A 12,560-nucleotide genomic window follows, 5' to 3' on the forward strand; every position below is an offset into this window, starting at 1 on the left:
TTCTAGTTTATCACACTTTAAAACAGGGAGGCTATATATTTTACCTATCAAGGAGATAAATAAAAACTATCTCAAACCTAAGTCCTCATAGTTTTTTCTATAGCCGATTTGTTTAACAGCACCATTCTCCACCAAAATTGGACGTTTCAATAACATGCCATCACTGGCTAGAAGCTTGGCTGCTTCTTGTTTTGACAAATTTCCCACCTTATCTTTTAGGCCTAGTTCGCGGTATTTGATCCCGCTGGTATTGAAAAATTGTTTCACTTCAAAACCGGAAGTTTCCAACCAGTTCAAAATCACGTCTTCACTTGGTGTTTCTTCTACGATGTGGACATCTTGGTACTCCAGTCCAAGCTTATCCAATTCATTTTTTGCTTTTTTACAAGTTGAACATTTTGGGTATTCGATAAATTCTAACATCTGCTTTTCTTTCTATTTTTTATTTTCTTGAAATGCTGTACCTTCATGTTGCAAGAGCCAGGCTTTCTTTTCGACTCCCGATGCATAGCCTGTCAGACGATTTCCTGACCCTAGCACTCGGTGACAGGGGACGAGGATGGACCAGGGATTACGCCCCACTGCTCCGCCAATCGCTTGAGCAGAAGCCACTTGCAGATCTTGAGCTATTTGTCCGTAAGTTACTGTTTGACCATAAGGAATGGCCTGTAAGTAAGTCCAGACTCGCTTTTCAAAATCTGTTCCAATAGGAGCCAAAGGTAAGTCAGATAGATCCTGAACACTGCCTTCGAAATAGGTATCTAAATAGAAAATAACTTGCTCTAATACAGGGTGGCTAACAACTTCTTCTATCGTTTCATCCCCTAATCCCCTCTCAAAATGCCTCTGGTCCTGCACCCAAATTCCATACAGATATTGCTCGTCAGCAACTAAGGATAAGGTTCCAATTGGCGACGGGTAGAGCATTTTTGCGTACTTATTCTGCTTCATTTTTTTAATTTCTGATAGGCCAAACGTTCCCCATCAACTGGAACCTTACCGACCCGTTGGAAGCCTAGCTTTTCAAAAATATGCTGCATGGTCTTGTTTTCTGCATGCGTATCTGAACGAAAATCTAGGTAATCAAAACCTTCAATCAAGCCTTCTAGGAAAGTCTGAGCAACTCCTTGTCCTTGGACATCTGTTGCCACAGCGATACGGTGAAAGACCAGATATTCTGATTCTCCCCCCTGCCAACTTCCTTCATAAATGGCTTCATAGGCTTCCTCTGGGCTCTTGGCCACAGCAGCATAGGCTAACAGTTCTCCCTCTTCCAAGGCCACATAGGCTTGACCAGAGATGATATCATCAATAATGATGTCGGCATTTGGATAGCCATTTTGCCACTGGTCGCTACCAGACTTGGCTAAACACTTTTTTGCATCCTCCATCACCTGCATAATCGCATCTACTTCGTTTGGAAAAGCTAAACGAATCTCCATCTTTTCCCCTCATTTCTAACTATTTTCTCTCATCATAGCATAATTTAAGGCTTTCTACAAGCAGTTGAAACTTGACTTTTGTTTTTTATTATTTTATAATCTAGTTATCAAAACTAGATAAAAAGGAGTTGGAAATGAATTCTAACTTTTCCTACCCAAAATGGGAAGACATTCCAAATATTGACCTCTATCTGGATCAGGTTTTGCTTTATGTCAATCAAGTCTGTGCCCCTATCTCTCCAGATAAAGACAAGGGACTAACAGCATCCATGGTCAATAACTATGTCAAACATGGTTACCTGACAAAGCCAGACAAGAAAAAATACCAACGCAAACAGATTGCACGTTTGATTGCTATTACTACTCTCAAGTCTGTCTTTTCGATCCAAGAAATCGCTCAAACACTGAATACTCTGCAAACTCAAGCAAGCTCAGACCAGCTCTACGACGCTTTTGTGGACTACATGAACCATGGGATTGATCCAGAAAATCCTATTATCCAAACCAGCTGTCAAACGGTTAAACTCTATCATCAAACTCTAGACTTAATCCTTATCAAAGAAGAGGAGGAAATCCAATGAATATCAGTCTAAAGCTCAGTAAAAAACTCAGTTTTGGAGAGGAAATTGCTAATAGCGTGACCCATGCTGTGGGTGCTGTTATCATGCTCATCCTACTCCCTATTTCATCCACCTATAGTTATGAAGCACATGGATTTTTATCGTCTTTTGGCGTTTCTATCTTTGTTATCAGTCTATTTCTCATGTTCCTCTCGTCAACCATTTACCATTCTATGGCCTATGGTTCAACCCACAAATACGTCTTGCGGATCATCGACCATTCTATGATTTATGTGGCTATCGCAGGCTCTTATACGCCAGTCGTATTGACCTTGATGAATAACTGGTTTGGCTATCTGATCATTGCCATTCAGTGGGGAACAACTATCTTTGGCATCCTCTATAAAATCTTTGCTAAAAAGGTCAATGAGAAATTCAGCCTTGCCCTTTACCTGATTATGGGCTGGTTGGTTCTGGCTATCATTCCTGCCATCATTAGTCAAACAACGCCAATTTTCTGGAGTCTCATGGTAACTGGCGGACTCTGTTATACAGTTGGAGCTGGATTCTATGCCAAGAAGAAACCTTATTTCCACATGATCTGGCATCTCTTTATCCTAGCGGCATCTGCTCTCCAATATATTGCTATTGTTTATTTCATGTAAAAAAGTTGAGAATCTTTTCTCAACTTTTTTCTTTACACATATTGATAAAATACTGGTGCAAGCGAACATCATCTGTTAACTCAGGATGAAAAGAGGCCACCAGCATATTTTTTTCTTGAGCTGCAACGATTTGATCATCAACTGTTGCTAGGATTTCCACATCCTCTCCAAGACTACTGATAATCGGACCGCGAATAAAGGTCATGAGAATCTGACCGACTCCTTTACATTCTGCCTCTGTATAAAAACTTCCTAGTTGACGCCCATAGGCATTGCGCTCAACCACTATATCCATAGTTCCTAAATGACTCTCTTCCTGAGAAGTGATTTCCTTAGCCAGCAAAATCAAGCCCGCACAAGTACCAAAAACGGGAAGGCCAGATAAAATAGCTTCTCGGATTGGAGCCAGCATCTGCTGGTCACGCAAGAGTTTGCCCATTGTCGTAGACTCACCACCAGGTAAAATCAAACCAGACAAATCACTCTGATGCAGTTGAAAATCATCTAAGTTTCTAATTTCAACACTTGGGACACCTAATTTATCTAGCACTTTTTCATGCTCTTCAAAGGCACCTTGCAAGGCTAATATTCCGATTTTCATCTATTTTCCTCGCTCAGCCATGAGAATTTGGATTTCATTCTCATTGATACCAACCATGGCTTCCCCTAAATCTTCTGAAATTTGTGCTAGGATTTGTGGGTTTCGGTAATTGGTTACAGCTTTGACAATGGCACTCGCTCGTTTAACAGGGTCGCCTGATTTGAAAATACCTGAACCGACAAAGACGCCTTCTGCCCCCAATTGCATCATCAGCGCAGCATCTGCTGGTGTTGCCACACCTCCGGCCGCGAAGTTTACAACTGGTAATTTTCCATGTTCGTGGACGTATTGGACTAATTCTATAGGAACTTGGAGTTCTTTTGCTGCGACATAGAGTTCGTCTTCACGGAGATTTTGGATGCGGCGAATTTCCTGATTCATCATACGCATATGGCGCACGGCTTGAACGATATCTCCTGTCCCTGGTTCTCCTTTGGTACGAATCATAGAAGCTCCTTCAGCGATACGACGTAAGGCTTCTCCCAAATCCTTAGCTCCACAGACAAAAGGAACTTGGAATTCTTTCTTGTCCACATGGAAACGGTCATCAGCTGGAGACAGCACTTCACTCTCATCGATATAGTCAATCTCAATAGTCTCCAAAATCTGAGCCTCTACAAAATGCCCGATTCTAACCTTGGCCATCACTGGAATACTGACCGCTTCTTGGATTTCCTTAATCATCTTTGGGTCACTCATACGGGAAACACCTCCAGCTGCACGAATATCTGCTGGAATCCGCTCTAAGGCCATAACAGCAGCCGCGCCAGCGGCCTCTGCAATACGGGCCTGTTCAGGGTTCTGCACATCCATGATAACACCGCCCTTGAGCATCTGAGCCAAGTTTTTATTTAGTTCATAACGATTTTCAGTCATTTCTTTTTTCTCTTCACTTGTATTGGTAGCTACCATTTCATTTTAAGCCAGAAAAGAATGAACCACAAGATAGAAAAACAATAATTGTCTGGGTACAGATTAATTAAAAAACTATCCGACCTTAATTTAAGGCCAGATAGCTCAGCTATTGTTATTTTTCAGCTGTAAGTGCAGCCATTGTAATGTAGTTGTATGGTTTGTTGAAATGTGGCAAGAAGAATAGGTCTGTCAAGGCCAATTTATCAATTGTCACATGCTCTTGGATAGCAAGTGAGAACATGTGGATTCCCATTCCGATTGAAGGGTCATGAGATACCATTTGTGCACCAAGGATTTCGCGACTGTCTTTGTCAAAGACAATCTTGATAGCAACTTCGTGATTGTCATGTTTGATAAATTCAGGTTTTTGAAGATCGTTAAAGCCAGTTTCAGTTGCGTTATAACCTGCTGCTTTTGCTTTCTCAAGAGTCAAACCAGTTGAAACCATGTGAAGACCGTAGATAGAGATACCGTTTGATCCTTGTACACCGATTCCTTCCAATTCATGTCCACAAGCGTTATAAGCACCAACGATACCAGTACGTACAGCGTTAGATGCAAGAGCGATGTAGCTTGTATCTTTACGAGCATTGTCATAAACAGTCGCACAGTCACCAACAGCGTATACACCTGGGATAGATGTTTCTTGTTTCTTGTCTACAAGGAAGGCACCGTTGCGGAAAAGTTCAATCTTACCATCTGCAAGAGCTGTGTTTGGACGGAAACCAACAGCAAGAACCACCATATCCACATCAAATGTTTCTTTGTCTGTTACCAAGCGTTCAACTTTACCATCACCTTGGATTGCTTTAACTGTTTGACCAAGTGCCAAGCGGATGTTATGGTCTTCCAAGTTTTTCGCCATCATTTGGGTAAAGTCTTTGTCATAGTAGCCGTTCAAAACAGTGTCTACGATATCAACAAGCACCACTTCTTTTCCAAGACGTTCGAAAGCTTCAGCCAGCTCAACACCGATGTAACCACCACCAACAACGGCAATGCGCTCAAGGTGTTTACTCTTGTCAGCAAGTTTTTTGATGACTTCTTCTGCATTTTGGTACAACTTAACAAATTGAACATTTTCAAGTGTTGCTTTGAATTCGCGGTTACCCTTAACGATTTCAACACCTTCGATTGGAGGCAAGATTGGAGTTGAACCAGTTGCAAAGATCAATTTATCATAAGACTCTTTGTGTTCTTTACCTTCAACTTCTGCAGTCACAACTTTATTATCGTAGTCAATTGAAAGAACTGGTGAGTTCATGTAAATTTTAGCACCTTTTGCTTCCAATTTTTCTTTATCAGAGTAGAAGAGACCTTCTGGGCCATCAATTTGTTTCCCAATCCAAAGCGCCATTCCACAACCAAGGAATGAAATATTTGAGTTTTGGTCAAATACTACGATTTCGTTCTCATGACCAAAGTTATCCAACATCGTATTAATACAAGCTGTACCAGCGTGGTTAGCACCAACTACAACGATTTTACTCATAGAAAAATTCCTACCTTTAATTTTTGATTTACTTTTCTAGTATATCATTTACTGTTAGCGTTTACAAGGTATTTGCTCAGAATTCTCTTTTTTTCAGAAAAAAATACACTTATTATTAACAAGCCTTATTTTTCTATCGTTTTCGTTCTAATTTTGAGCATATTTCTTGACTTTTTGTCAAAATTCATTTGTGAAAACGCTGACTTTATGGTATGCTAGTTACATGGAAATAAAATGTAAGGGGTTTAATTTTTCTTTAACCAACTTATATTGAATGATTTCCTATGAAAAGAAAGGAGCTGGTAGCTTGCCTCTTCATTCACGTTCTGAACGGCTAATGGGAACAACTATCACGATTTCATTAGTAGATGAGCGGGCAGAAATCCTGCTTCAGGGCGCTTTTGACTTGCTCAAAGAGCTCGAATACCGCTTCAACGCCAATAGTCAAGAATCCGAACTGATGGAAATCAACTACCAGGCTGGAATCACACCTGTTAAGGTTCATCCTGACCTGTTTGAACTGATTGCTCTTGGACTAGAGCATAGCTTAGCTCCCTCTAGCCATCTCAATATCAGTATTGGTCCCTTGATTCAAACCTGGCGAATCGGATTTGCAGATGCACGGCTTCCAGAGTTAAACGAAATCGAAGCCGTCTTGCCTCTAGTTGACCCGCATTTTATCAAGTTGGATCCGACTAGCTCTACTGTCTTTTTAGAGAAGAAAGGAATGAAGCTTGATTTAGGTTGTTTAGCCAAGGGCTATAGTGCAGATAAGGTTGCCCAGTATTTGAAAACACACGGTGTCACCTCTGCCTTGATCAACCTCGGAGGAAATATCCTCACCATCGGGAATAACCAAGCCAAAGAAGGGAAAGCCTGGCAGATTGGGATTCAAGATCCGCGAAATCCTCGTGGCAATCATCTCCTAACCATCCCAGCTTCTAACAAATCCGTTGTCACTTCAGGTATCTATGAACGCCACCTGACAGTAGACGGAAAAGACTATCACCATATCTTTGATAGTAAGACAGGATTCCCTGTCGAAACCGATCTCGCTAGCCTAACGATTGTCTCAGATAAATCCGTTGATGGTGAGATATGGACAACACGCCTTTTCGGAGAACGAAGCGCTTCTATCCTCTGGCAAGTCGAAAGTTTAGATGGTATCGAAGCCATCCTCATCGACAAAGAGGGACGCCTTGCTTGTTCTTCAGGCCTTCAAAATTGTATTATGTAAAAAGAGAAAGGAAATCTCATGCTAAAACTTATTGCCATTGTTGGAACGAACTCTAAACGTTCTACAAACCGCCAATTGCTCCAATACATGCAAAAACACTTCGCCGATAAGGCTGAGATTGAACTCGTTGAAATCAAGGACATTCCTGTTTTCAACAAACCAGCAGATAAACTTCTTCCTGCTGAAATTCTTGAAATTGCTGCTAAAATTGAAGCATCTGATGGTGTCATTATCGGTACTCCTGAGTACGACCACTCAATCCCTGCAGTTTTGATGAGCGCTCTTGCTTGGTTATCTTATGGTATCTACCCACTTTTGAACAAACCAATCATGATTACTGGTGCTTCTTATGGTACCCTTGGTTCATCTCGTGCCCAATTGCAACTTCGTCAAATCTTGAACGCTCCTGAAATTAAGGCAAATGTTCTTCCAGATGAATTCTTGCTTTCTCACTCTCTTCAAGCATTTAACCCAAGTGGTGACTTGGTTGACCTTGATGTTATTAAAAAATTAGATGCCATCTTTGATGACTTCCGTATCTTTGTGAAGATTACTGAGAAATTGCGCAATGCACAAGAATTGCTTCGCAAAGATGCTGAAGAATTCGACTGGGAAAATTTGTAAGATAGGAGACTGAAAGAATGAAATTTGTTGGACTTGTTGGATCAAACTACGATCAATCATATAACCGCAAACTCTTGGAATTTATCCGTCGAAATTTCAAATTCAAATTTGAATTAGAAGTTCTTGAAATCGACGAAGTTCCAATGTTTAACCAAGACGAAAAATGGGACGAAAGTTTCCAATTGCGCTTCTTGTATAACAAGATTACACGTGCTGATGGTGTCATTATCGCCACTCCTGAGCACAACCACACTATCTCAGCTTCACTCAAATCTGTACTTGAATGGCTTTCATACGAAGTTCATCCATTTGAAAACAAGCCTGTTATGATTGTAGGTGCATCATACTACGACCAAGGAACATCACGTGCCCAAGTTCACCTCCGTAAAATCCTTGATGCTCCAGGTGTCAATGCCTACACGCTTCCAGGTAATGAATTCCTTCTTGGTAAAGCTAAGGAAGCTTTTGATAACGACGGAAATATCACTAATGAAGGAACTGTTAAATTCCTTGAAACTTGCTTAGATAACTTTGTAAAATACGTAGGAGTCGTTTCAAAATTGAAAAAACCAAAACCAATTGAACCAGAAGACTTGGATTGTGGAAAACCAATCGCTACAACCATTACAGAAGTTGATCCTGACGATCCAGAATGGGTAGAAAAAGTTGCTGCAATCACTGGAGCTGTTTCTGGTGATACCTATGTCAAACTGGACCACGGTATCCTGACAGTTAACCAAATTGATATGTTCTTGAAAGCTATGCCATTTGAATTGACATACGCTGACGATAACAACCAATTCCTCTACTACAACAACGCTCACCAAGATCCAGACACCATGTTTGCCAAACGTGTACCACCTCAATCAGGTAACCGTATGTCGACTGTTCACAATTCTCTTCCACCAGCACGTATGAAGAATGTAGAGTGGGTCATCGGAACACTTCGCAACGGAAACCAAGAATACGTCCGTACGATCGTTCCAGGTTCTCCTGCAGGCGTCATCAATACTCACAACTACCAAGCGATGTACTATCCTGACGGATCATACGCTGGTATCAATGAAATTGTCTTTAACTTCCAACCATGGCTTGACTGGTACCTAAAAGAAACGGGTCAACGTTTGGTAGGTGGTAGCGGACCATTTGCTCCTGCTGCTGGAGGTCATGGAGACGCTGATGCTACTTCTGGCGCTTCTGATTCAGGTGATGCGGGAGGCCACGGTGGTGGCGCAGACGCTACTTCTGGTGCAAGCAACTAAGAAACCAAAAAGGAGCCATTTGGCTCCTTTTGTTATTACAACAGAAAAAGGGCTTGTAAATCATCTACAGCCCCCTTTCATTTTATGAGTTAGGATCATCTAAACTGCGACCGTGTAAACCTTTTTCACGTTGCACTTGGCGTAGTTTTTCTGGTGTAACGTCATTTCCCTCTTCATCAACAATCTTAATTCCTTCAATATGGTGACGAACAGCACGACGATAGCCTTCGATGTATTCCTCACGAAGTTTAGCTTGTTCTACTTTTTCAGCAGAAGTTAAGCCTTCTGTTTTTTTCTTTTTAGCGAGCTCGTTGATACGAGCGATTTTTTTTGAATCCATGTTTATCTCCTTTGTAAAAAGATACAGTTCGTTTAATAGAGAGTCTACTTGGTATTGATTTGGTTAAAGCGTGCAAGTTTAGCTGCTTTCTTGGTTAATTGCGACAAGATGGCCAATCGATTTTGACGAATATCTTGATCATCGGTCATTACCATAGTATTCTCAAAGAAAGCATCAATAATTGGGCTAAGCGCAAAGAGTTGTTCTAATTGCTGACTTGCAGTCCCTGATAAAACGAGTGACTCTACTGCTTCCGCCAAGGCTTTCTCTTCTTCATTTTCAAAAAGAGCAGAATCAACTGTTTCAGATCCTTCAGCTTTCTCAGCCAAGTTGAAAGCACGTGAGAGAGATTCAACAGACGCTTTGAAGTTTTCTTCCTTGCTTGCTTCGACGAGAGCACTTGCTGCTTCCAACATATCCGCCACGACAAAGTTCGAACTTGCAAGGACTGCTTCCTTAATGTCTTTTGGAGTAGGACCCATCATCTTATCAACACGAGCCTTGATAAAGTCCATGACCTCTGCTTTATTTTCATAAGTTAAGCTGTCGAATTTCAACGCATAAAGGCTATCAATCAACTCATCCATAGCAATGTGCCAACCAAAAGCATCCAAGATACGAACTACACCTTGAGTTGCACGACGAAGGGCATAAGGATCGTTAGAACCTGATGGAATCAAGCCTACTGAGAAGAAACTCAAAATCGTATCCAATTTGTCTGCAATGGCTAGAATGGCTCCAATCTTGCTCTCTGGGAGAGCTCCGTCCGCTGATGTAGGCATGTAGTGTTCACGAATGGCAGCCGCAACTGCTGGAGTTTCCCCAGCAAGAAGGGCATATTTCTCACCCATGATTCCTTGGAGTTCATCAAACTCACCAACCATCCCTGTCAACAAGTCAAACTTGTAAATAGATGCTGCGCGGGCAAGATCAATCGTTTCATCCACTGATAAACCAGCTTTTTCCGCCAAAAGGACGGCAATCTTACCTGTACGAATCATGTGTTCACGAAGAGAACCAATCTTTTCGTGGAAGGTCACATGGTTCAATTTTTCAACAAGATCTGAAATGACCAATTTTTGGTCTTCACGCCAGAAGAATTCTCCATCTTCTAAGCGTGCTACCAAGACTTTTTCATTACCCTTGATAACATTTTCCAAATGCTCTGCGTTTCCGTTACGGACTGAAATGAAGTTTGGTAAGAGTTTACCGTCTTGATCACGAACAACGAAGTAACGTTGGTGCTCCTTCATCGAAGTCACCAAAACTTCTTCTGGAACTTCAAGGTATTTGGCATCAAAACTTCCCATGAAGGCAGTTGGGTATTCAACCAAGTTCAAGACTTCGTTCAGCAAGTCAGCATCAATCTCGATGCGTACACCATGTTTAACTTCGATTGCCTTGATTTGGTCAACAATCATTTGCTCACGTTCACGAGGATCCGCGATTACAAACTGTGCACGAAGGTCTTCTTCGTAGCTCAAAGCTGACTGAATCTTAGTTTCTTGTCCCAAGAAACGATGACCACGGCTCACACGATCTCCCTTGATATCAAGGAAATCCAAATCAAACTCTTCTTCATCTAAAAGAACAGTTAAAGTGTGAACAGGGCGGATGTATTCAAAGGTGTTGTTAGCCCAGTGCATGCTGACAGGGAAAGTCAAGGACTTCAAGACATCTACAACACCAGGAACAATGGCTTCAACTGGTTTACCCACTTCTTCCTTGGTAACATAGACATATTCTTCACCCTTGATTTCACGGAATTCAATATCTTCAACTGTCAAGCCTTTCCCACGGACAAATCCTTGAGCTGCTTTGGTGAAGTTTCCATCACCATCCAAGGCAATTTTCTTTGCTGGTCCCTTGAAATCTTCTGTCAAATCAGACTGTTTGTCTGCAAGACCAGTCACACGAACAGCCAAACGGCGTGGTGTTGAGAAAGTTTGAATGGCTTCAAAAGACAGGCGGTTTTCCTTGAGGAAGGCTGCCATTTTTTCACCTAGTTGTTTTTCACTTGGAGTTACCACGTAGGCTGGTAACTCTTCAAGACCGAGTTCTACTAATAAGTTTTTTGTCATGTTTTTTCCTTTACATCTTCTTCAATCTTTTTTGATATGCACCTTAGGTACTGGGGACGTCGCTAACTAACTTTATGAGTCTGTATGGAAATCTAATGCAAAATTGATCAAGATTTCCAACAGTCTCATCAAAGTGGATTTAGCTGACTGATTTTTGAACCTAAGGTTTCAAAAATCCCCACATAACAGTACAGCGGTGCATATCCCTCTAGCAAGGCTTCGACTTGCCTCTAACGATTTTAGAGCACAGTATTACTCACTATTTTGCGTCTTCTGCTAAGAGTTTAGCTCGTGTTGCTTCATCCAAAAGTGGGTAGCCTAGACGTTTGCGTTCTGCGACAAAGGTTTTGGCTACGACACGGGCTAAGTTACGGATACGAGCAATATAGCCAGCGCGCTCGGTTACAGATACTGCACCACGTGCATCAAGCAGGTTAAAGGTGTGTGAACATTTGAGAACATAGTCATAGGCGGGGTGAACCAAGCCATCTTCCAAGGCGCGACCAGCCTCTTTTTCAAACTTATCAAAGTTTTCAAGCAACATTTCTTGATCTGAAATTTCAAATGAATATTTTGAGTGCTCATACTCAGGCTGAATAAAGATTTCTCCGTATTTTACACCATCAGCCCACTCGATATCATAGACAGAGTCCACTTCTTGGATGTAAGAAGCCAAACGCTCCAAACCATAGGTAACTTCCGCAGTCACAGGGCCAGTTGCCAATCCACCAACTTGTTGGAAATAAGTGAACTGAGTGATTTCCATGCCATCAAGCCAAACTTCCCAACCAAGACCAGCTGAACCAGTTGAAGGATTTTCCCAGTTATCCTCAACGAAACGAATATCGTGTTCCAAAGGATTGATTCCCAATTTTTCCAAAGACTCAAGGTACAATTCTTGGATATTTGATGGAGAAGGCTTCATGACCACTTGGAATTGGTGGTGTTGGTAAAGACGGTTAGGATTTTCTCCATAACGACCGTCAGCAGGACGACGTGATGGCTCTACATAAGCCGCATTCCATGGCTCAGGTCCGATAGCACGAAGGAAAGTGTACGGACTCATTGTTCCCGCACCTTTTTCATTGTCATAAGCCTGCATGAGCATACAACCTTGGTCATTCCAAAATTGTTGCAAAGTCAAAATAATTTCTTGAAATGTTAATTTCTTAGACATTGAATACTCCTTAATAAAAAATGATTTCTTGCGACACGAGTCTGCCTCGTAGATTATACGAGGCAAGACGAGTTAGTACTGCGTCTAGCTCAGCACCCTAGTGCTGAGCATGGGACAGTCCGACTGTAAGGAGGTCTATGCCACTGACGCAGTGGAAAGTCAAT

The 12,560-nt window shown here is 41.7% G+C and carries 14 protein-coding genes; 5 read left to right on the forward strand and 9 right to left on the reverse strand.

What is annotated here, in order from left to right:
* Positions 1–66: 66 nt before the first annotated feature.
* The 3 genes from ACIY14_RS04220 to ACIY14_RS04230 are packed head-to-tail and all read right to left on the reverse strand — an operon-like array spanning position 67 to position 1,442.
* Positions 67–423 (reverse strand): arsenate reductase family protein, encoded by a 357-nt coding sequence (locus ACIY14_RS04220; protein WP_409001641.1) that lies wholly within the window; start codon positions 421–423, stop codon positions 67–69.
* A gap of 12 nt (positions 424–435) precedes the next feature.
* Entirely contained in the window at positions 436–951 is a 516-nt protein-coding gene (locus ACIY14_RS04225; protein ID WP_409001642.1) for a methylated-DNA--[protein]-cysteine S-methyltransferase, read from the reverse strand.
* The gene (locus ACIY14_RS04230) at positions 948–1,442 is read right to left on the reverse strand and encodes a GNAT family N-acetyltransferase (RefSeq protein WP_409001643.1); all 495 of its coding nucleotides are present in this window, start codon (positions 1,440–1,442) and stop codon (positions 948–950) included. Before ACIY14_RS04230 ends, ACIY14_RS04225 begins: the two co-directional genes overlap by 4 nt.
* Before the next feature lie 134 nt (positions 1,443–1,576).
* Here ACIY14_RS04230 and ACIY14_RS04235 point away from each other — a divergent pair, with 134 nt between their 5' ends.
* Both ACIY14_RS04235 and trhA read left to right on the forward strand, forming a co-directional pair.
* Positions 1,577–2,023 carry a DUF1836 domain-containing protein gene (locus tag ACIY14_RS04235; RefSeq protein WP_001087578.1) on the forward strand — a complete coding sequence of 149 codons (447 nt, stop codon included), beginning with the start codon at positions 1,577–1,579 and terminating at the stop codon, positions 2,021–2,023.
* Complete coding sequence (gene trhA / locus ACIY14_RS04240; RefSeq protein WP_409001644.1) at positions 2,020–2,667, forward strand: PAQR family membrane homeostasis protein TrhA; 648 nt, start codon at positions 2,020–2,022, stop codon at positions 2,665–2,667. Before ACIY14_RS04235 ends, trhA begins: the two co-directional genes overlap by 4 nt.
* 19 nt (positions 2,668–2,686) lie before the next feature.
* On the opposite strand, the gene pdxT is transcribed toward trhA, so the two are convergent.
* From pdxT to nox, 3 genes are all read right to left on the reverse strand, one after another.
* On the reverse strand, positions 2,687–3,268 hold the full coding sequence (pdxT, locus tag ACIY14_RS04245; RefSeq protein WP_409001645.1) for a pyridoxal 5'-phosphate synthase glutaminase subunit PdxT: 582 nt from the start codon (positions 3,266–3,268) through the stop codon (positions 2,687–2,689).
* Positions 3,269–4,144, reverse strand: a complete 876-nt coding sequence (gene pdxS / locus ACIY14_RS04250) for a pyridoxal 5'-phosphate synthase lyase subunit PdxS (protein ID WP_409001646.1) — start codon at positions 4,142–4,144, stop codon at positions 3,269–3,271. It lies immediately after the preceding gene.
* A gap of 151 nt (positions 4,145–4,295) precedes the next feature.
* A complete protein-coding gene (nox, locus tag ACIY14_RS04255) occupies positions 4,296–5,675 on the reverse strand; it encodes a H2O-forming NADH oxidase (RefSeq protein ID WP_409001647.1) in 1,380 nt (459 codons plus the stop codon).
* 307 nt (positions 5,676–5,982) lie between these two features.
* Between nox and ACIY14_RS04260 the strand changes: the two genes are divergently transcribed.
* From ACIY14_RS04260 to ACIY14_RS04270, 3 genes are read left to right on the forward strand one after another with little or no spacing between them, the layout of a single operon-like run.
* The gene (locus ACIY14_RS04260; protein ID WP_409001721.1) at positions 5,983–6,912 is read left to right on the forward strand and encodes an FAD:protein FMN transferase; all 930 of its coding nucleotides are present in this window, start codon (positions 5,983–5,985) and stop codon (positions 6,910–6,912) included.
* Positions 6,913–6,930: 18 nt separating this feature from the next.
* A complete protein-coding gene (locus ACIY14_RS04265) occupies positions 6,931–7,536 on the forward strand; it encodes an NADPH-dependent FMN reductase (protein WP_000915929.1) in 606 nt (201 codons plus the stop codon).
* 17 nt (positions 7,537–7,553) lie between these two features.
* Positions 7,554–8,798, forward strand: coding sequence for an NAD(P)H-dependent oxidoreductase (locus tag ACIY14_RS04270; protein WP_000673667.1), 1,245 nt, complete (start codon positions 7,554–7,556; stop codon positions 8,796–8,798).
* A gap of 82 nt (positions 8,799–8,880) precedes the next feature.
* Here the strand turns inward: ACIY14_RS04270 and ACIY14_RS04275 are convergent, their stop codons facing one another.
* From ACIY14_RS04275 to glyQ, 3 genes are all read right to left on the reverse strand, one after another.
* Positions 8,881–9,138: a DUF896 family protein gene (locus ACIY14_RS04275; protein WP_000377481.1), complete on the reverse strand. Its 258-nt coding sequence runs from the start codon at positions 9,136–9,138 to the stop codon at positions 8,881–8,883.
* A 44-nt stretch (positions 9,139–9,182) separates the two neighbouring features.
* Positions 9,183–11,219: a glycine--tRNA ligase subunit beta gene (gene glyS, locus ACIY14_RS04280; protein WP_409001648.1), complete on the reverse strand. Its 2,037-nt coding sequence runs from the start codon at positions 11,217–11,219 to the stop codon at positions 9,183–9,185.
* Between the two features lie 259 nt (positions 11,220–11,478).
* Positions 11,479–12,396 carry a glycine--tRNA ligase subunit alpha gene (glyQ, locus tag ACIY14_RS04285; RefSeq protein ID WP_409001649.1) on the reverse strand — a complete coding sequence of 306 codons (918 nt, stop codon included), beginning with the start codon at positions 12,394–12,396 and terminating at the stop codon, positions 11,479–11,481.
* Between the last annotated feature and the right edge of the window lie 164 nt (positions 12,397–12,560).

It is taken from the genome of Streptococcus sp. ST16 (assembly GCF_046098135.1).
In the GTDB taxonomy this organism is placed as follows: domain Bacteria; phylum Bacillota; class Bacilli; order Lactobacillales; family Streptococcaceae; genus Streptococcus.